The 19,773-nt window shown below is 64.2% G+C and carries 19 protein-coding genes; 10 read left to right on the top strand and 9 right to left on the bottom strand.

What is annotated here, in order from left to right; genetic code table 11:
• The first annotated feature begins 83 nt into the window (after positions 1-83).
• The gene (locus JQ507_16915; protein ID QRI73025.1) at positions 84-485 is read left to right on the top strand and encodes a DUF2177 family protein; all 402 of its coding nucleotides are present in this window, start codon (positions 84-86) and stop codon (positions 483-485) included.
• Here JQ507_16915 and JQ507_16920 read toward each other — a convergent pair.
• From JQ507_16920 to JQ507_16930, 3 genes are read right to left on the bottom strand one after another with little or no spacing between them, the layout of a single operon-like run.
• The gene (locus JQ507_16920; GenBank protein QRI73026.1) at positions 474-1,289 is read right to left on the bottom strand and encodes a DUF1295 domain-containing protein; all 816 of its coding nucleotides are present in this window, start codon (positions 1,287-1,289) and stop codon (positions 474-476) included. The genes JQ507_16915 and JQ507_16920 overlap by 12 nt on opposite strands.
• Before the next feature lie 23 nt (positions 1,290-1,312).
• Positions 1,313-1,963, bottom strand: a complete 651-nt coding sequence (locus JQ507_16925; GenBank protein QRI73027.1) for a cupin domain-containing protein — start codon at positions 1,961-1,963, stop codon at positions 1,313-1,315.
• Positions 1,960-2,547, bottom strand: a complete 588-nt coding sequence (locus JQ507_16930; GenBank protein ID QRI73028.1) for a sigma-70 family RNA polymerase sigma factor — start codon at positions 2,545-2,547, stop codon at positions 1,960-1,962. The genes JQ507_16925 and JQ507_16930 overlap by 4 nt, the downstream gene beginning before the upstream one ends.
• 106 nt (positions 2,548-2,653) lie before the next feature.
• On the opposite strand from JQ507_16930, the gene JQ507_16935 reads away from it, so the two are divergent.
• The 4 genes from JQ507_16935 (at position 2,654) to JQ507_16950 (ending at position 7,434) form a co-directional block, all read left to right on the top strand.
• Positions 2,654-4,138, top strand: coding sequence for an NAD(P)/FAD-dependent oxidoreductase (locus JQ507_16935; protein ID QRI73382.1), 1,485 nt, complete (start codon positions 2,654-2,656; stop codon positions 4,136-4,138).
• Positions 4,135-4,938: a DUF1365 domain-containing protein gene (locus JQ507_16940; protein ID QRI73029.1), complete on the top strand. Its 804-nt coding sequence runs from the start codon at positions 4,135-4,137 to the stop codon at positions 4,936-4,938. The genes JQ507_16935 and JQ507_16940 overlap by 4 nt, the downstream gene beginning before the upstream one ends.
• Entirely contained in the window at positions 4,928-6,166 is a 1,239-nt protein-coding gene (locus JQ507_16945) for a class I SAM-dependent methyltransferase (protein QRI73030.1), read from the top strand. Before JQ507_16940 ends, JQ507_16945 begins: the two co-directional genes overlap by 11 nt.
• A gap of 233 nt (positions 6,167-6,399) precedes the next feature.
• Positions 6,400-7,434, top strand: coding sequence for a cysteine synthase A (locus JQ507_16950; GenBank protein QRI73031.1), 1,035 nt, complete (start codon positions 6,400-6,402; stop codon positions 7,432-7,434).
• Positions 7,435-7,500: 66 nt separating this feature from the next.
• Here JQ507_16950 and JQ507_16955 read toward each other — a convergent pair whose 3' ends face one another.
• Genes JQ507_16955 through JQ507_16970 form a run of 4 tightly spaced genes read right to left on the bottom strand, consistent with a single transcriptional unit; the run spans position 7,501 to position 12,017 of the window.
• A complete protein-coding gene (locus JQ507_16955; protein ID QRI73383.1) occupies positions 7,501-8,226 on the bottom strand; it encodes an amino acid ABC transporter ATP-binding protein in 726 nt (241 codons plus the stop codon).
• A 26-nt stretch (positions 8,227-8,252) separates the two neighbouring features.
• The gene (locus JQ507_16960) at positions 8,253-9,773 is read right to left on the bottom strand and encodes an amino acid ABC transporter permease (GenBank protein ID QRI73032.1); all 1,521 of its coding nucleotides are present in this window, start codon (positions 9,771-9,773) and stop codon (positions 8,253-8,255) included.
• Positions 9,770-10,975, bottom strand: coding sequence for an ABC transporter permease subunit (locus JQ507_16965; GenBank protein ID QRI73033.1), 1,206 nt, complete (start codon positions 10,973-10,975; stop codon positions 9,770-9,772). Before JQ507_16965 ends, JQ507_16960 begins: the two co-directional genes overlap by 4 nt.
• Positions 10,976-11,000: 25 nt before the next feature.
• Positions 11,001-12,017 carry an amino acid ABC transporter substrate-binding protein gene (locus JQ507_16970; GenBank protein QRI73034.1) on the bottom strand — a complete coding sequence of 339 codons (1,017 nt, stop codon included), beginning with the start codon at positions 12,015-12,017 and terminating at the stop codon, positions 11,001-11,003.
• Between the two features lie 327 nt (positions 12,018-12,344).
• On the opposite strand from JQ507_16970, the gene metC reads away from it, so the two are divergent.
• The 5 genes from metC to JQ507_16995 all read left to right on the top strand — a co-directional run bounded on the left by metC (position 12,345) and on the right by JQ507_16995 (position 18,327).
• Entirely contained in the window at positions 12,345-13,544 is a 1,200-nt protein-coding gene (gene metC, locus JQ507_16975) for a cystathionine beta-lyase (protein QRI73035.1), read from the top strand.
• Positions 13,545-14,010: 466 nt separating this feature from the next.
• Positions 14,011-14,814 (top strand): Flp pilus assembly protein CpaB, encoded by an 804-nt coding sequence (gene cpaB, locus JQ507_16980; GenBank protein ID QRI73036.1) that lies wholly within the window; start codon positions 14,011-14,013, stop codon positions 14,812-14,814.
• A gap of 13 nt (positions 14,815-14,827) precedes the next feature.
• The gene (locus tag JQ507_16985; GenBank protein QRI73037.1) at positions 14,828-16,294 is read left to right on the top strand and encodes a type II and III secretion system protein family protein; all 1,467 of its coding nucleotides are present in this window, start codon (positions 14,828-14,830) and stop codon (positions 16,292-16,294) included.
• Between the two features lie 33 nt (positions 16,295-16,327).
• Positions 16,328-17,065 (top strand): CpaD family pilus assembly protein, encoded by a 738-nt coding sequence (locus tag JQ507_16990; protein QRI73038.1) that lies wholly within the window; start codon positions 16,328-16,330, stop codon positions 17,063-17,065.
• Complete coding sequence (locus tag JQ507_16995) at positions 17,062-18,327, top strand: AAA family ATPase (GenBank protein QRI73039.1); 1,266 nt, start codon at positions 17,062-17,064, stop codon at positions 18,325-18,327. The genes JQ507_16990 and JQ507_16995 overlap by 4 nt, the downstream gene beginning before the upstream one ends.
• Before the next feature lie 137 nt (positions 18,328-18,464).
• On the opposite strand, the gene JQ507_17000 is transcribed toward JQ507_16995, so the two are convergent.
• Positions 18,465-19,256 carry a tetratricopeptide repeat protein gene (locus JQ507_17000; protein QRI73384.1) on the bottom strand — a complete coding sequence of 264 codons (792 nt, stop codon included), beginning with the start codon at positions 19,254-19,256 and terminating at the stop codon, positions 18,465-18,467.
• 163 nt (positions 19,257-19,419) lie between these two features.
• Entirely contained in the window at positions 19,420-19,665 is a 246-nt protein-coding gene (locus tag JQ507_17005) for a PilZ domain-containing protein (GenBank protein ID QRI73040.1), read from the bottom strand.
• Positions 19,666-19,773: the final 108 nt, after the last annotated feature.

The raw sequence follows: 19,773 nt of genomic DNA on the forward strand, positions 1-19,773 counted from the left end.
GATCCAGATCGCGCGATCCGTCGTTACCTTCGAGAGATTCGCTGCTTTGCGTCCCATAGCGGCGTTCAACCTTCGGACCCGACATGACCTACCTGTACGCCTACCTGTCGACATTGATCGTTTTTCTGCTCTGCGACATGGCCTGGCTTGGAACGATGGCGAGCCGACTGTATCGCCCGACTCTCGGCGACATCCTGTCGGCCGAGGTCAACCTGCCTCCGGCGATCGTGTTCTATCTGGTCTACCCGGTCGGGCTGGTGGTGTTCGCCGTGCTTCCGGCCCTGAAGTCGGGAGGCCTTGGCTCGGCCGCGCTCAGCGGCGCGCTGCTCGGTTTCTTCAGCTACATGACCTATGACTTGACCAACCAGGCGACGTTGCGGAACTGGACCGTCCAACTCACATTGCTCGACGTCACTTGGGGGACGTTGCTTGGCGCAATTTCCGCGACGGCGGCGTATTTCGTGACATCGAGGCTAGTCCCCTGACGTCAGCTTCGGAAACGGAAGGAACGCCCGGGTCCGCGCCTGCACGTCGCGGAACTGCTGCCCGCGCGAACGCAGCATGTGCTGTTCGAGCGGCGGCACGCCGGACACGTGGACCAAGACCCAGTACATGCAGGCCGGCGCCAGCAGCGTGATCCAGCCCGCCGGATATGAGGGGTCGATCGCGATCAACGGATAGGCCAGCCAGCACAGCCATTCAAAGAAATAGTTCGGATGGCGCGACCACTTCCAGAGCCCCGCCTCACAGACCCGCTGCCGGTTGGCGGGATCCGAGCGGAATCTGCGCAGCTGCGCGTCGGATAACGCCTCCCCGATCAGGCCGGCCAGCAGCAGCAGCGCACCGATGAAATCCGCAAACCCGAGTTCGGGGCGCGGATTATGTGCAGCGAGCGCGACCGAGACCGCCAGGAGCAAACCAACTGCCGCCTGCGCCTGCAGCTGCAGGAACATCCGCCTGCCGGCAGTGGCGCCCCATTGATCGATCAGGTCGCGATAGCGCGGATCATCGCCTGCCTTACAGGTTCGCAGCAGCAGATGACCGCCGAGCCGGAGCGACCAGATGGCGACCAGGATCGCGACCACGATCTGCCGCGCGCTGGCCGTCTCGCCCGGCGGGACCGAGACAACGCTGGCCAGGCAAGCGACCAGGCCGGTCCCGAATGTCCAGCAGACATCGATCCATCCCGTGGCCCCGGTCCGGCGCTGAATGAACCAGGCTATCGCCATAACCGCAGACATCGCGAGTGCCATGACGACGAATTGGAAGATCAGCGGGAGCAGGCTCATGGAGCTATCTTCCGGCGCAGCCATCACATGCGGATCAACGGCTGCAATAAGCGGCCGATCACTCCGTTGAGCCGCAAATCGCCCTGCATTGCGACCAGGCAAATACAGTCTTCCATGGAGTCGATCCTGATGTCGTGATCGACCGCCCCGTCCCCCAAATCGAAATCTCCGGGTCCGAACTGGCCGCCGGCGTGAACGAAGCTTCCCGACAGCACGCAGGTCATCTCAAAGCCGGTGTGCGTGTGCTCGATCATTCTCGTTCCCGGGCTGGACTTCAGCAGAAAGACGCGCGTCGCGCTCGGCTCGGGTAACCGGATCGGTCGCAAATGCACCTTTGGCGCAATCCATCGCCACGAGCTGTCGGGATAGCTGCCCAGAAAGTCCGGCAAGCCCGGCACGTCGCGGAATGCCCGCCCCTGGCGCTGCACGGGGGCGGGAATCTCCGATGCCTCGTCCAATCTGCGCTGCAAGGCCTCAAACGATCCGTCAGACATCGCGGATGGAGGCAGCGCAGCCAGCACCGCGCCGCCGACATGCTCCATCGCCTGCACCGCTCCGCGGCACTTGGCGCAGCCGACCAAATGGGTAGCAATCGCAACGTGCTGGCCAAGATCGAGCGTACCGGCTGCGAACGCGCCCAACAGCTCGTCCGGGGGGTGATGATGGACGGTCATGAGAAGTCATCCAGCAAGTTGCGCAGCCGTGCCATCGCGAGCCGCAGGCGCGATTTGACGGTGCCGAGCGGAATATCCAGCACCCTTGCGATCTCCGCATGGGCTGCTTCGTGAAAGAACGATAGCTCGATCACCCGCATCTGCTCGTCGGGCAGCGCCGACAGCGCGTTACGGACCCGCGCTTCGATTTGAGATGCCGCCACCCCAGCGTCAGGCGACGGCCCCTCATCGCGCTGAAACTCGAGCTCCGTCTCGGACGTATCGTTGGTTGGAGTTCGCCTCTGACGACGGAGCGCGTCGATGCGCAGGTTGCGCGCGATCGTGAATATCCAGGCTGCGGCACCACCGCTTTTGGGATCGAACAGACTGGCCTTCGACCACACCAGGAACAGGGCCTCCTGCGCCAGTTCGTCGGCAAGCTGCTCGCTCGCGCCCGAGCGCTGCATGAGCGTCTTTATGCGCGGCGCAAAATGCCGAAACAGCGCAGCGAAGGCCTCGCGATCCCTTCGAATCGCAACGGCTTCGATCAGCCGGGCCCAACGGGCCGCATCCGACGTCTCATTGTCGGGAGTTTCACTCAGCATGCCGCGCGGGCACTCCCTGTCGTTACGGGCTACGCGACCGCAATACCGGATCGCACCCGGCCTGACCAGACCGGCAACCCCGGAGGTATGTCGTAGGGCGGTTTGCATGCAACAGGAACGCCGTCGGTCCGCGGTTGGATCACTGCCGGTGATCCAACCCTCAAGATCAGTCGTTCCTATCGATGACGCCAGCCGGCGCAAGGGGCCGGCGCGCTCGCGGATCGAAGAGGGATCATCGTTGAGGACCGACGGCAAATTGAACGTCGCCATAGTCGGAACCGGCATTTCCGGCCTCTCGGCAGCCTGGCTGCTGAGCCAGCGGCACGATGTGACCGTCTACGAGAAATCCGATCGGATCGGCGGGCATTCCAACACCGTGACGGCGTCCCTTGGCGGCCAACGCGTCGCCGTGGATACCGGCTTCATCGTGTTCAACCGGAAAACCTACCCTAACCTTACCGCGCTGTTCCGGCATCTCGGCGTTCCCACACAAGCTTCGGAAATGTCGCTCTCGGTTTCTCTTGACCAGGGCGATCTCGAATATTCCGGGACCGGCCTCTCGGGCCTGCTTGCTCAGCCCGGCAATTTGCTGCGTCCGCGCTTTTGGTCGATGCTGCGCGACCTTGTCCGGTTCTACGATCGCGCGACACGCGACGCGACGTTGCTGGGTGACGAGACGATCAGCCTCGGCGACTATCTGGCGCAAGGCGGTTTTGGTTCCGCGTTCCGCGACGACCACCTGCTGCCGATGGCAAGCGCCATCTGGTCGGCGCCCCCGGAGGAAATTCTCGCCTTCCCCGCGGCGACCTTCATTCGATTCCACCACAATCACGGGCTGCTCCAGCTGACCAGTCGTCCGCCATGGGAAACCGTGACCGGCGGTAGCCGTGTCTACGTACAGCGACTGGTCGAGCCATTCGCGGACCGGATCAAGCTCGACTGCGGCGTGACCAGGATACGACGGTCGGCACGCGGTGTGACAGTGACCGACATTCACGGCGAAACACGGCCATACGATCATGTGGTGCTGGCAACGCATGCGGATCAGGCGCTGTCGACGATCGACGAGCCCACGCCAGATCAATCCGGATTGCTCGGTGCGTTCCGCTACAGCCGCAACCTTGCCGTCCTCCATTCCGATCAAACGTTCATGCCGCGGCGGCGTCTCGCATGGTCGAGCTGGAATTATGTCGGATCCCGCGGCGAGTGCAGCGGGCCGGTCGGTGTCACCTATTGGATGAACCGGCTGCAGGGCATCCCCGGGCATTTGCCGCTGTTCGTCACGCTCAATCCTGCCCGTCCACCGCGCGCGGACACGCTGCATCAGACGGAGGTCTACGAGCACCCGATCTTCGATGCAGCCGCGATTGCCGCGCAGCGCCGGCTATGGTCGTTGCAAGGCGACGGAGGCATCTGGTTCTGCGGCGCGCATTTCGGCGCCGGCTTCCACGAAGACGGGCTGCAATCCGGGCTTGCGGTCGCCGAGCAACTCGGCAACGTACGCAGGCCGTGGAACGTGCCGAACGAATCCGGACGCATTGTGCTCGCCGCCAACACCAGATCCTTGCCTGAACCGGAGCTGCAGCCATGACGCTGCGCTCCTGTCTCTATCGCGGTGGCGTGATGCATCGGCGGCTGCGGCCGACGACGCATCGCTTTCGTTACCGTGTGTTCTGGCTGCTGCTCGATCTCGACGAGATGCCAACGCTCAGCTCTCGGTTGCGGCTTCTCTCGCACAACCGGTTCAACCTGTTCGCACTGTACGACCGCGATCACGGCGACGCCGGAGCAACGCCACTGCGCGCTCAGATCGAGCGGCATCTCGAACAAGCGGGTATCGATCTGGCCGGCGGGCGGATTCAGTTGTTCTGCATGCCGCGGACACTCGGCTACAGTTTTAATCCCCTCAGCCTCTATTTCTGCTACCGAAACTCGGGCCAGCTCGCGGCGATCGTTTATCAGGTTCACAACACGTTCGGCGCACGCCACGCTTATGTGGCGGCGGCCGACGCTGGCGACACAGGCATCCGGCACGACTGCAACAAGACCTTCTACGTGTCGCCGTTCATGGCCATGAACCAAACCTATCATTTCCGCTTGAACCTGCCGGCCGAGCATTTTGCGCTCGCCATCGCCGCGAGCGAAGGCGGCGAAACGATGCTTAGCGCATGCCTGGTTGCGTCACGCCAGTCACTGAGCGATCGGACATTGTTGCGCAATTTCCTTGGGATTCCGCTTGTGACCGTCAAAGTCATGCTCGCGATCCATTGGGAGGCGGCGAGGCTTTGGCTGAAGGGCTTGCGCTTTCGTGACCGCCCGAATCCACCCGCTGACGACATGACGCTCGCGGCCAGATCACCCAAGCGAGGGACGAATTTGCATGCACACTGACCATCAGCGAACCGCCTTGGGCTGGGTGCCCGTCGAATGGCCGCCGGTGCTGCGCGCGACGATCGGAGTGCTGCTGCGGCGGATGTTTCGCCGGCTCGACTGCGGAGAGATTCTGGTGCAGTTGCCCGGCGGACGGGGTGTTGCGATCTCCGGCTCGCGCGGCGGAGAACAGGTGCATATCAGGATTCACAGTTGGAAATGCCTGCTGCGGCTGTTGACCGGCGGCGATCTGGGCTTTGCTGAAGGCTACCTTGCCGGCGAGTGGTCGACGCCGAACATCCACGCGTTCCTGAGTGCCGCCGCACCGCGTTCGACCCACGCGGCCTCGTTCGAGCGGTTGAGACCTCCGCAGCCTCTCAACTGGCTTCGCCATGCCCTGCTCAATCGCAATACCAGGCGCGGTAGCCGGCGCAACATTCGCGCCCATTACGACCTCGGCAATGATTTCTACCGGCTCTGGCTCGATCCGAGCATGACCTATTCGTCCGGGATCTACAGCTCGCCCTACCAGACCCTCGCGCAAGCTCAGCAGGTCAAGCTCGATCGGGTCACCGAGCTGCTCGAACTCGACGGCGGCGAGAGAATCCTCGAGATCGGTTGCGGCTGGGGCGCGCTGGCACGACACCTGATCGAACGACACCGCTGTCACGTCACCGGACTGACGCTGTCGACCGAGCAGCTTGGCTACGCGCGTGAGAAGCTGTCCGCGCAAGGCCTTGCCGACAAATCAGACCTGCGGCTCGAGGACTATCGGGACACCGCCGGCCGCTACGACCGGGTCGTCTCGATCGAGATGCTGGAAGCGGTCGGAGAAACCTACTGGCCACTGTTTTTCGACAAGCTGCGGCAGCGGCTCAGTGTCGGTGGCGTCGCGGTGCTCCAGGTGATCACGATCGATGAGCGTCGCTTTGAAAGCTATCGCAGGCGGCCGGAGTTCATCCAGCGCTATATCTTTCCTGGCGGAATGCTGCCCACCATCGACATCGTCAAGCAGCTGGTGAGCAGTTCCGGATTGCGGCTGGTTTCAACCGAATTTTTCGCCGACAGCTACGCACGCACGCTGGCCGACTGGCACGACCGTTTCCTCGACGCCTGGGCTTCAATCGAATCCCTCGGCTTCGATGTCAGGTTCAAGCGGATGTGGGAGTACTATCTGGCCTATTGCAGACTGGGCTTCGAAATTGGCGCCCTCAATGTGGGGCTGTACAAGATCGAGCGTTCATCTTGAATTGAGCTCATACAGCAAATCTGACGTCGCGCGCCGAATTGCAGCAAGATTTGGCCGGGCCGCCGGGCATTCGCGAAACGAGCGTTCCCGGCGGCGCTTGATCGGTCCCGACAACAGGTTAACGCAGATCGCCACACGACGTTCGCCGCACTGCAAAAGCCTTCCCCTTTTGCCGTCGGCACACTAGTTTCCGGCCAGAGCAAAACACTGACCGGCAAAAGATTACCCCCGACATGACATTCAACAAAGACGTCATCGAAGCGATCGGCAACACCCCCCTCATCAAGCTGAAACGTGCATCCGAACTGACGGGCTGCACCATTCTCGGCAAGGCCGAATTCATGAATCCCGGCCAGTCGGTCAAGGATCGCGCCGGCAAGGGGATGATCCTGGAGGCCGAAAAGCGCGGCGATCTGAAGCCCGGCGGCCTCGTGGTCGAATCGACCGCGGGCAATACCGGCATCGGGCTTGCGGTCGTGGCGAGCGCGCGCGGCTACCGCACCCTGATCGTCATTCCGGAGACGCAGAGCCAGGAAAAGAAGGACATGCTGCGGCTGTGCGGCGCCGAGCTCGTCGAGGCGCCGCAACTGCCCTACTCCAATCCGAACAACTACCAGCATCTCGGCAGGCGTCTCGCCGATCAGCTGCGCAAGACCGAGCCGAACGGCGTGCTGTTCGCCGACCAGTGGAATAACCTCGACAATCCCAAGGCGCATTACGACTCGACCGGACCTGAGATCTGGCAGCAGACCAACGGCAAGGTTGACGGCTTCATCTGCTCGGTCGGGACCGGCGGCACGCTCGCCGGCATCAGCCGCTATTTGAAGGAAAAGAACAAGGACATCGTCACCGCGTGCGCCGATCCGCACGGCTTTGCGATGTACGAACTGTTCAAGAACGGCCAGGTCAAGTCGACCCCGGGCGACTCGATCACCGAAGGCATCGGACTGGGCCGCAAGACACCGGTTGTCGAAACCGCGAATGTCGATGATGCGTTCCTGGTCTCCGACGAGGAAGCCGTGACGATCATCTATGAGCTGCTGGAGCACGAGGGCCTGTGCCTCGGCGGCTCGACCGGCGTCAACATCGCCGGCGCGATCCAGCTTGCCAAGCAGCTCGGCCCCGGCAAGACCATCGTCACCATCCTCTGCGACTCCGGCAACCGCTATCAGTCCAAGCTGTTCAACCCGGCCTTCATGCGTTCGAAGAATCTACCGGTGCCGGAATGGCTGGAACGGCGCAGCAAGATCGAGCTGCCGTTCGTCTGAGTCGCAAATAGCAGTGGTGAGCAGCGAATCGAGGAATCCATTCGCTATTCGCCACTCCCAGTTCGCTCATCTCAGAATCTGGCTCAGGAACAGCTTCGATCGCGCATGCTGCGGGTTGGCGAAGAATTCCTGCGGCGTGTTCGACTCGATGATCTGGCCGGCGTCCATGAACACGACACGGTTGGCGACCTCGCGGGCAAAGCCCATTTCGTGGGTCACGACCAGCATGGTCATGCCCTCCCTGGCGAGATCGACCATGGTGTCGAGCACCTCCTTGACCATTTCCGGGTCGAGCGCCGAGGTCGGCTCGTCGAACAGCATCACCTTCGGGTTCATGGTCAGCGCGCGGGCGATCGCGACGCGCTGTTGCTGACCACCCGACATCTGGCCGGGAAACTTGTTGGCCTGATGCGGGATCTTGACCCGCTCGAGGAACTTCATCGCCATCGCCTCGGCATCCTTCTTCGGGATGTTGCGCACCCAGATCGGGGCCAGCGTGCAATTGTCGAGCACGGTAAGATGCGGGAACAGGTTGAAGCTCTGGAACACCATGCCGACTTCACGCCGCACCTCGTCGACCCGGCGCAGGTTCGGGCCGAGCTCGATGCCGTCGACCACGATCTCGCCCTCCTGGAATTCCTCCAGCGCGTTGATGCAGCGGATCAGGGTCGACTTGCCCGAGCCGGATGGGCCGCAGATCACGATGCGCTCGCCCTTGCCGACCTCAAGGTTGATGTCGCGCAACACGTGGAAGTCGCCGTACCATTTGTTCAGCGTGGAAATGTTGACGATCGGGGCTGTGGACATGGTGACCTTGTTCAGTGGCGGCGATGAGCGTTGAGCCGGTTTTCGACGAACAGCGAGTAGCGCGACATTCCAAAGCAGAACACGAAATAGATCATCCCGGCAAAGGCGAAGCCGGTAAAGGCCGTGGTCGGCGTTGACCAGTTCGGGTCCGAGAACGACGCCCGCAGCGAACCCAACAGGTCGAACAGCGCCACGATCGACACCAGCGAGGTATCCTTGAACAGCGAGATGAAGCTGTTGACGATGCCGGGAATGACGTAGCGCAGCGCCTGCGGCAGCACGATCAGCGACGTTGTCTTCCACCAGGACAGGCCGAGCGCCGATGCGGCCTCCGCCTGCCCGCGCGCCACCGCAGCAAGCCCACCCCTGATCACCTCGGCCATATAGGCGCCGGTGAAGATCGCCACGCCGATCAGGGCCCGCAGCAGGCCATCGACCGCGAAATTGCCCGGCACGAACAGCGGCAGCATGTAGGTCGCGAAGAACAGCACCGTGATCAGCGGCACGCCGCGCCAGAATTCGATGAAGGCGATCGAGAAGATCCGGATCAGCGGGATGGTCGAGCGGCGGCCGAGCGCGAGCGCAATCCCGATCGGCATCGAGGCGACGATGCCGGTGATCGCGATCACCAGCGTCACCAGCAGGCCGCCCCACAGCCGCGTGTCGACGATCGGAAAGCCGCCGCGATCGAGCCCCATCAGCTTGATGCCGACGGCGATCCCGGCAAACGTCAGGAGGCTGCCGATCAGCGCCCTGCGGCCTGTGCGCAGGCCGCCACCGAGCACAAACAGCGCGGCGGATACGATCACGGCGGTAAGGAGGAAATCACCCCAGACCGGCACCGACGACAGCTGCATTTGATCGCGCAGCCAGGTCAGCGGAAAGATCAGCCAGTGGATTAGTACCCCGACCAGGACGAGCAGCTTGCCCAGGACCCATGGCAGCGGGGCGATCGCCGAACCCTTGCTGAGATTGACCAGCAGATCACCGGCGCCGCCAATGCTCTGCTCGAACAGCTGGAACAGGCCTGCCGTCCAGCTCACGCCGAAGCCCGCGATGCCGCCGCCATGCAGCAGGAAAAACGCGACCGCCGGAAACGCGAAGAAGAACAGTCCGGAGTTCAGCCCCTTCGCCGGCAAGCGCGGCATCAGCAGCGGCAGCAACAGCGCGGCACCGAGCCCATAAGTCAGGTTGACGCGCCAGCGCTGGGCTTCCGGATAGAAGCCATAGATCAACTGCGTCAGCTTGGCCTGAATATAGGGCCAGCAGGCACCGACCTGGTGCCCGGCCTGTTCGGCGAGGCACGCGGTGCGATCCTTGCCGGTCCACACCGCGTCGACCAGCAGGAACTTGACCGCCGGGATCACGATGTACCAGGCCAGCAAGAGGCCGAGGATCGTGAGCAGGACGTTGCCCGGCGAGTTCAACAGCCGCGTGCGCAGGAAGCCGATGAAGCCGGTGGTCTTCGCCGGCGCTGCGCGCTCGGTGACCAGGTCCTGCCGGACAAAGGACGGCGCGGAGATATCCGTCATGCCGCCATGCTCCGGTTGATGCGCCAGCCATAGACGCTCATCAGCGCGCTCGTCGTCAGCGAGAGCAGCAAATAGACACCCATCGTCATGGCGATGATCTCGATCGCCTGCCCGGTCTGGCTCACCGCGGTGCCGGCGAAGACCGAGACCAGATCCGGATAGCCGATCGCCACCGCCAGCGACGAATTCTTGGTGAGATTGAGGTACTGGCTGGTCAGCGGCGGCACGATGACCCGCATCGCCTGCGGCACCACGATCAGCCGCAGCGTCGCGGCGCGGCTGAGGCCGAGCGACGAGCCCGCCTCCATCTGTCCCCTGTGCACCGACAGGACGCCAGCGCGGACGATTTCGGCGATGAAAGCCCCCGTGTAGGTCGACAGCGCGACCGTCAGCGCGACGAATTCGGGAATGATCCGCGCGCCGCCGGCGAAGTTGAAGCCTTTCAGCTGCGGCAATTCGAACTTCAACGGCCAGCCGAAGATCAGTATCGAGACCAGCGGCAGGCCGACGAGACAACCCAGCAAGTAGGGCCAGATCCGGATCATCTGCCCGCGCTGAAACAGGGCGCGCCGCGCGTAGCGTCGCAATCCCAGCGCCAAAACGATGCCTACCGCGAGCGCGACCAGGAACGGATAGAGCCCCGGCTCGGTGATCGGCTGCGGCACGACCAGGCCGCGATTGTTGAGGAAGAACGTGCTGAAGACCGAGATGCTCTGCCGCGGCGCCGGCAGCGCCGCGAGCACGGCGAGATACCAGAACAGAATCTGGAACAGCAGCGGCAGGTTCCTGACGATCTCGACATAGATGCCGCCGATCCGCGACAACAGCAGGTTGGGCGACAACCGGCACAGCGCCACGACGAAGCCGATCACGGTGGCAAAGACAATTCCGATCACCGAGACCAGGATCGTGTTCAAAAGACCGACGAAGAACACCCGCCAGTAAGTGTCGGAATTGTTGTAGGCGATCAGGCTCTGGTTGACGTCAAAGCCCGCATTGTAATTGAGGAAGCCGAAGCCCGACGCGATGTGCTGGGTCTCCAGGTTCGTGCGTGCATTCGCCACGATCTCGTAGGCGATCCAGGCCAGGATCGCGGCGAAGGCAATCTGGGCGGCCAACCCGTTCCAGCCGGCCTTGCCGCCAAGCGCACGCTTCAGCCTGAGGGCAAATTGCAGCGGTGGTTTGCGGGGCGCGATGCTCATCGCGGCAGCCGTCGGCCGGGATCGATCAGCGGATCGGCGGCGCGTACTGGATACCGCCCTTGTTCCAGAGATTGTTGACGCCGCGGGCGATGCCGAGCGGCGAGCCGGTGCCGACATTGCGCTCGAAGGTCTCGCCGTAATTGCCGACCGCCTTCACGATCCGCACCACCCAGTCCTTGGTGAGGCCGAGCTGTTCGCCCAGATTGCCGTCGGTGCCGAGCACCCGTTTCATCTCCGGCTTGTCGGATTTCAGCATCGTGTCGACGTTTTTCTGGGTGATGCCGAGTTCCTCGGCATTGATCATTGCAAACAGCGTCCATTTCACGATGTCGAACCACTGGTCGTCGCCGTGGCGCACCATCGGCCCCAGCGGCTCCTTCGAAATGATTTCCGGGAGCACGATGTGATCGGCGGGGCTGGCGAGCTTCAGCCGGCTGGCGTAGAGCCCGGAGGCGTCGTCGGTGAAGACGTCGCAGCGTCCTGACTCATAGGCCTTGACCGCTTCGTCGATGCTGCCGAACGCGATCACCTCATACTTCATGTTGTTGCCCTTGAAGAAGTCGGCGAGGTTCTGCTCGGTGGTGGTTCCGGTCTGCACGCAGACCGATGCGCTGTTCAGCTCGAGCGCCGAATTGACCTTGAGCGACTTCTTCACCATGAAGCCCTGCCCGTCATAATAGGTCACGCCGGTGAAATTGGCGCCGAGCGAGGTGTCACGCGACACCGTCCAGGTGGTATTGCGCGACAGCACGTCGATCTCACCCGACTGCAGCGCGGTGAAGCGATCCTTGGCCGACAGCGGCACGAACTTGACCTTGGTCGGGTCGTCGAGCACCACGGCGGCGATCGCCCGGCACACGTCGACGTCGATCCCGGTCCAGTTCCCCTTGTCGTCGGGTGCCGAAAATCCGGGCAGCCCCTGGCTGACGCCGCAGGACAATTGGCCTCGATCCTTGACCGTCTTGAGGGTTTGTGCCGAAGCCGCTTGGACCGACAGGGCGGCGGCAGCGGTAAGTATGACAGCCAGGGATACGCGTTTCATGGGCGGGGCCTTTCAGGGTCGTCCGTTGGACGTTTGCTTTGTGATCGCTCGCGTTCACGGGCCATCCCAATGATCCCCTGCAGCAAATCATGCTGATCAAACCGGCAGTTTGGCGTGCAAACCGGTCAGGCAACGGATCCTCGGTCGCGGCAGGCCCCTCAACGTGCGGCGACGGGTAGTTGCGCCGCATCACATAGCGACTGACGAGCCGGGTCAAGGGGTTGACGCGTGTCTTCTACCTCTTGTTAGTAGCAACTCCCGGCGTAGTCCCGTCCTCCCGACGCGGTACGGCTGCGGCAAAAGTCAAAAGTCCAACGGCAGCGAACCATGACCTCCTCCGACGGCTCCACGCCCTCCCGCCCGCAACAAGACGCCGCGACCCGCCTGGTCACGGCCGGCCGCGACACCAAGGCCCAGAAAGGCTTCGTCAATCCGCCGGTGTTTCACGGCTCGACCGTGCTCTATCCGACCGCCGAGGCCCTGCACGCCCATCGCGCCGAATTTACCTATGGCCGCCACGGCAGCCCGACCACGCGGGCGCTGCAGGACGTGCTGATGGCGCTGGAAGGCCCGCAATGCGCCGGCGTCGGCATCGCCCCGTCGGGACTGGCGGCGATCAGCACCACGCTGCTCGCCGCGCTGAAGGCCGGCGACCACCTGCTGGTGTGCGACAATGCCTATCGGCCGACCCGCAATTTCTGCGACAACATGCTGAAGCGCTACGGCATCGAGACCAGCTATTTCGATCCGCTGATCGGTGCCGGCATCGAGACGCTGTTCAAGCCGAATACCCGCGCGGTGCTGGTCGAGGCGCCCGGTTCGCAGTCCTTCGAGATGCCCGACATCCGCGCGATAGCGGCCGTGGCGCATGCCCGCGGCGCGCTCATGATCGACGACAACACCTGGGCGACGGCGCTCTATCACCGTTCGCTCGACCAGGGCGTCGACATCAGCATGCAGGCCGGCACAAAGTATATCGGCGGCCATTCCGACATCATGTTCGGCACCATCGCGGCCAATGCAAAGGCCTGGCCGCTGGTTCAGGATGCGATCCGCCTGCTCGGCGTCTGCGCCGGCCCCGACGACGTCTATCTCGCGCTGCGCGGGGTCCGCACGCTGTCGGTGCGGCTCGCCCAGCACCACCGCTCCGGGCTCGAAATGGCGCGCTGGCTTGGCGCACGCCCCGAAGTCGATCGGGTGCTGCACCCGGCCCTGGAGACCGATCCGGGGCACGCGATCTGGAAGCGCGACTTCACCGGCGCCTCCGGCCTGTTCAGCATCGTGCTGAAGCCAGTGCCGCAGGCCGCGGTCGATGCGATGCTCGACGCGCTGCAACTGTTCGGCATGGGCTTTTCCTGGGGCGGCTTCGAGAGCCTCGCCATCCCGTTCGACTGCAGCGACTATCGCACCGCGACCAAATGGTCGCCGGGCGGCCCGACGCTGCGGCTGCATATCGGGCTCGAAAATCTCGACGACCTCAAGGCCGATCTCGATCGTGGATTCGCCGCGTTGAAGGCCGCGCTCTGATCCAGGGCGATCGACGCACGACGGCGGAGGAACTCCCCGCCGCAGGTGCGCGCCGCCAAAATATCGAAAACAACCCCATGCAAAGGCGTTGACGCCGCCGGCGTTCGACGAGACGGCTTGACACGTCGGGCAAATCAGGGGCACACTTCTAATATTCCGAAATTGCGCAGCGATGCCTTGCCCCGCTGCGTGTCGGCGCGCGTCAGCCGACATTAACCACGACCGGCCGGCCTGACGCGGCGTTGCCACCGACGTCGCTGGCGGTAAGCATGCACGATCTCCGGGATTCTGCGGAGATGCGACGAGCGCCGATAACCCGGCGTTCACCATCCCCACCAATCCCTTAATTGTCCGGACCTTCCATCAAGTTCCCTTATACTTTTGCGGCCGTAGTGATGCTCCCGGGAAGGGCTGTCAGTGCCGCAAGGACGTGACTGCCCTGCGGTAAGGGCATTCAGACAATCGCATGAAGACGGCACGCATCGTGGTCCTCGGCATCGCCGGCGTCGCAGGCCTCGCGGCCATGTATCTCGCGAGCGTCGGCGACAATAAACCTGCGCCGGTCGCGGCGCCCGTGGCGCAATTGCCGACCGTCGAGGTGCTGGTGGCGAAGTCCGACATCGGACTTGGTCAAGCGGTCAAGGCTGAGGACGTGCAATGGCAGCGTTGGCCGGCCGAGACCGCCAGCAGCGCGTTCATCCGCCACGACACCAACGCCGACGCCATGAACGACGTGATCGGCTCGATCGCGCGCGCTCCCTTCATCATCGGCGAACCGATCCGCGAGCAAAAGCTGGTCAAGGCCAATGGCAGCGGCTTCATGGCCGCGATCCTGCCGTCCGGCATGCGCGCGATCTCCACTGAAATCTCGCCGGAGACCGGCGCCGGCGGCTTCATCCTGCCGAACGACCGCGTCGACGTGATCCTGTCGCGACGCGACAAGAATCTCGATCAGCAAATGGGTGGCCGCGACATCGTCACCACCGAAATCCTGTTGTCCAACGTCCGCGTGCTGGCGATCGACCAGGCGCCGAAAGAGAAGGACGGCAACAACTCCCTCGTCGGCAAGACCGTGACCCTCGAGCTCAAGCCGGAACAGGCCGAGACGCTCGCGCGCGCGCGGCAGAGCGGCACGCTGGCGCTGGCGCTGCGCAGCATCGCCGACGTCAACGAGAAGACCGACGAGACCAGAGACAATGCCCCGAAGCGGGGCGAGAGCATCAGGGTCGTGCGCTTCGGCATCCCGAGCTCTCAGACGACACAGAAGTGATGGGGGCTTCGATATGACAACGGGTGCAACACAACTGACGAAGCGGACCACGCTGGTCCGTTCGCTGTCGATCTCGGCGGTCACCGCCCTGATGCTGATCCCCGCCCTCGCCAGCGCGACCGATCCGGACAAGAACGCGGACGTCGCGGTGACGAGCAGCATTGCCGCCAAGACGCGCTCCGTCTCGCTCGGCGTCGGCAAGTCGGTCGTGGTCGACCTGCCGCGCGAAGCCAAGGACGTCCTGGTCGCCGATCCCAAGATCGCCAACGCCGTGATCCGCTCGGCGCAGCGTGCCTACATCATCGGCGCCGCGGTCGGCCAGACCAACGTGGTGTTCTTCGACGCCGACGGCAACCAGGTCGCCTCCTACGACATCGCGATCAAGCGCGATCTCAACGGCATGCGCGCCGCGCTGAAGCAGATGCTGCCCGGCGTGCAGATCGAGGGCGTCGGCGAGAGCGTGGTGCTGACCGGCACGGTGGCAAGCCCGGTCGAGGCCCAGCAGGCCGGCGATATCGCCGCCAAGCTCGTCGGAAGCCCCGACAAGGTGGTCAACTCCATCGTGGTGCGCGGCCGCGACCAGGTGATGCTGAAAGTCACCGTCGCCGAGGTGCGAAGGGACGTCGTCAAGCAGCTCGGCGTCGATCTCAGCGCCAACATGAACTACGGCACCGCCGCGGTGGTCTTCAACAACGCCAACCCCTTCACCGCCAACAACGGACCGCTCAATAGCAATTTGCTGACCGGCGCGGCGCTGAACAAGCTCGGCGTGCCGACCGTCACCGCGACGCTGCGGGCGATGGAGACCGCGGGCGTGGTCAAGACGCTGGCCGAACCGAACCTCACCGCGATCTCCGGCGAGTCCGCGACCTTCGTCTCAGGCGGCGAGTTTCCGATTCCGACCGGCGTCACCTGTCAGACGTCGTCGACCGGCACGATCGGCAATTGCGTCCAGACCGTCAGCTTCAAGAAGTTCGGCATCTCGCTCAACTTCACCCCGGTGGTGCTGTCCGAGGGGCGCATCAGCCTGAAGGTGATGACCGAGGTTTCCGAGGTCTCGATGGACAACGCGCTGACCGGCGGCCAGGGCGGCACGACGATTCCCTCGATCAAGACCCGTCGCGCCGACACCACGCTGGAGGTGCCCTCCGGCGGCTCGATCGCGATGGCCGGATTGATCCAGGAGCAGACCAAGCAGGCCATCAACGGCATGCCCGGTGTCGACCAGATCCCGGTGCTCGGACAGCTGTTCAGGAGCCAGGACTTCGTCAACAACGAGACCGAGTTGATGGTCATCGTGACGCCCTATGTGGTGCGCGCGGTCGCGCAGAAGGAATTGTCCCGTCCCGATGACGGGTTCGCCCCGGCCTCCGACGCGCAGTCGGCGCTGCTGGCGCGCGTCAACCGCATCTACGGCGTTGCCGCCCGTGCCGAGCCGATCGGCACGACGCCGGCCAATTTCGGCTTCATCATCGACTGAGGCGCGGACCTGAAGGGGTTGGGGGATCCTATGATGACACGCAACACACAAGCCGGTCGCGCAAGGACGCTGGCGCTGTTCGGCGCCCTCGTCACGTCGGCGGTCGCACTCGGCGGCTGCAACCTGACCGGCGACGTCGTCACCGGCACGGTGCCCGACGATTACCGGCAGCGGCATCCGATCGCGATCACCGAGGGCGAGCAGTCGATCGTCGTCTTCGTGGGCCGCGCCCGCGGCAATCTCACCGAAACCCAGCGCGACGACGTCATGGGGCTCGCCCGCAGCTGGCGCCGCGAAGGCACCGGCGCGATCGCAATCGACGTGCCGGCCGACACCTCGAACGCGCGCTCGGCACAGGCGGTGTCCCGGGAAATCCGCGGCGTGCTGGCGTCGATGGGCGTGCCCGCCCACGCCATCACAAGACGCTCCTACCGCATCGAGGATCCGCGCGCGCTGCCGACCATTCGCCTCAGCTATCCGAAGATGGCCGCGGTCGCCGGGCCCTGCGGCACATGGCCGGCCGACCTTGGTCCCTCGATCGACAATCCGGCCTACCACGAGAACAAGCAGTGGGACAATTTCGGCTGCGCCAACCAGCACAACCTGGCTGCGATGGTCGCCAATCCGTCTGACCTCGAACAGCCGCGGACCGAGACCGCAGCCTACACGCCGCGCCGGTCGATCGCGTTCCAGAAATACAGCAAGGGTGAGTCAACCGCGACCACCTACCCTGAAGCCGATAGAGCCAAGCTGAGCGACGCCGCGAAATGACCGAACAACACGACGAGCCACACGCCAACGACCACATCGCGCCGGCGCCGCGGATTTCCGTGCAGGCGTTCTGCGCCAGCGTCGCGACCGCCGCGACGGCGCGCGCCGCCGCCGAAGACCGCCGGCTCGCCAAGGCTCACCTCTCCGTCCATATGGGCGGCATTGCCGCGGCCATCGATGCCTACCACAAGGCGCCGACGCCCAACGTCATCATGCTGGAGACCGAGCCGGACACCGATCTGCTCGCCGCCCTCGACGAGCTCGCGACGGTCTGCGATCCCGGCACCCGCGTCGTCGTGCTCGGCACCCCCGGCGAGGCCGCGCCGTATCGCGAACTGGTCCGGCGCGGCGTCAACGATTACGTGATCGGGCCGGTCAAGGTGCTCGACGTCGTGCGCTCGATCTGCGGCCTGTTCTCGTCCTCGGAAGCGGTCTCGGTCGGCCGCCTGATCGCGGTCGCGGGCGCCAAGGGTGGCGTCGGCGCCTCGACCATCGCCCACAATGTCGCCTGGACCATCGCGCGCGACCTCGGACTGGATTCGGTCGTCGTCGATCTCGACCTCGCCTTCGGCACCGCCGGCCTCGACTACAACCAGGATCCGGTGCAGGGCATCGCCAACGCGGTCTTCTCACCAGAGCGTCCGGACAGCGCCTTCATGGAGCGCCTGCTCGCAAAGTGCGGCGATCACCTCAGCCTGCTGGCGGCACCGGCCACGCTCGACCACGTCTACGATTTCGGCGCCGAAGCCTTCGACGCCATCTTCGATACGATGCGCATGACCACCTCCTGCATCGTGCTCGACGTTCCGCATCAGTGGACCGCCTGGACCAAGCGCGTGCTGGTCGGCGCCGACGATATCCTGATCGTCGCCGAACCCGATCTCGCCAACATGCGCAATACCAAGAACATGATGAACCTGTTGCGGACCGCGCGTCCCAACGATCGTCCGCCGCTCTATTGCCTGAACCAGGTCGGCATGTCGAAGCGACCCGAGATCGAGGTCAAGGATTTCGCCAAGACGATCGAGAGCCAGCCGATTGCGGCGATCCCGTTCGATTGCAGGCTATTCGGGGAAGCCGCCAACAACGGCCAGATGATCGCGGAAGTCTCCGCACGTCACCGCACCACGAGGACCTTCTTGCAGATCGCGCAGCGCCTGACCGGGCGCCCGGATCTCGCCGAGGCGCGCGAATCGTTCCTGTCGCCGATCCTCAAGAAACTGCAGCCGCGCCGCAACGACGGACGCCGCGCCGCCGGCTAGCAGCCCCGATTCGAGGCATCGCTAGAACCAACGCCTGATAAGATTGTATCCAGCGGGGACGGCGCCGAAAGGTCACCTCTCCCCGGAGTGGTGAACCAAGACCGCGCCAAGCCGATCCAACCAAGACTCATCCCGCTTTAGTCGCGACGGCTGGCCGCAACCGGAATCTTGTCCGCCTCGGTGCGGCTCGCGTCCCTGCGCGCCAGCAGCCGCTTCAGCGCGGCAACATTGGCCGAGCCCTGCTCGGGCGGCAGGTCAGCCTTCATGATGGTCTCCGCCTCCGCCTGGCGGCCTTGCAGGCCGACCACGACGGCGAGATTGGTACGGATCCGCATGTCGTCGGGTGCGCGCTCCCGGGCGCGGCGCAGCGTCTCCTCGGCCTTCGGCAGGTCTTTCGACAGCAGGTACGACAGACCGAGATTGGAGAGCACCGACGCATCTTCGGGCACGACCTTGAGGGCGCTCGCGTAATATTGCCGGGCCTCGTCGTGGCGCTCGAGCTGATCGAGCACTGCGCCTTGCGCCGACAGGATACGCCAGTCCGGGTCTTCCGGCGTGTGCGCGCGCCCGAGCACGTCGAAGGCCTGCTGGAAATTGCCGTTATCGGCGAGCGCCCGTCCGTAGCCGGCGAGCAACGCCTTGTTGCTGGGCTGCGCCAGTACCGCCTGCTCCATGACGGCGACCGCCTGCGCCCGCTGGCCGGTGGCGCGGAGCGCCCGGGCGTATTTCAGCGCGGCGTCGGTGTCTTTCGGGTTGGCGCGGACGCGCTCGTGATAGGTCGCAATGTCGCGCCGGGGATCGACGGGAGCCGGCGTGGCCTCCGCCGTATCGCCCAACGACCCGGTAATGTCGGACGGACCCGAGGTCTGACAGGCGGACAGCCCGATCAGCAGGATCACGGCGGCTGCCGAGCCGGCAAGACGATGCATGCGGCCAAGAGGTCGGGCTAGTTTCTCAGACATCAACGAGACTCGGAACAGCGAAGGTTCCGGGATGCTCACAGCTTAACCCTAAGTTCCGGTTAAGGATGCCATCATCTCGCCGTCATCCGGCCCAGAAGCGGCGCATGGCGCCGCGCAGGCCGCCCGGCCGTCAGTCGACGAACTGGGCGCCGAATTCGTGGCCAATCCGCCAGGCCAGGCGGCACTGACGCGGACTGCCGCTCGAAAGGATGATGGTGAATTCCGGCGGGATCTCCAGATATTCGGCGATCACCTTGACGCCGCCGGCCGAGATGTCGGTGATCATGCAGTCACGCGGCAACGACCCTGTGCCCAATTGAATTTTGGCGACGCTCCGGCACTCACGGCGTTCGCTCTTGCGGCGATTGACAAACATCCTGATCCCCAAGCCTTGCTGGACAGCTTCTCGTTCCCACCGTCATAACCGGGAAAGATTGGGAACTGCCTAGCGGAACCCGTCGCAATTGAACGGTCATTTCCAGGA

It is taken from the genome of Bradyrhizobium sp. PSBB068 (assembly GCA_016839165.1).
Taxonomy (GTDB): Bacteria; Pseudomonadota; Alphaproteobacteria; order Rhizobiales; family Xanthobacteraceae; genus Bradyrhizobium.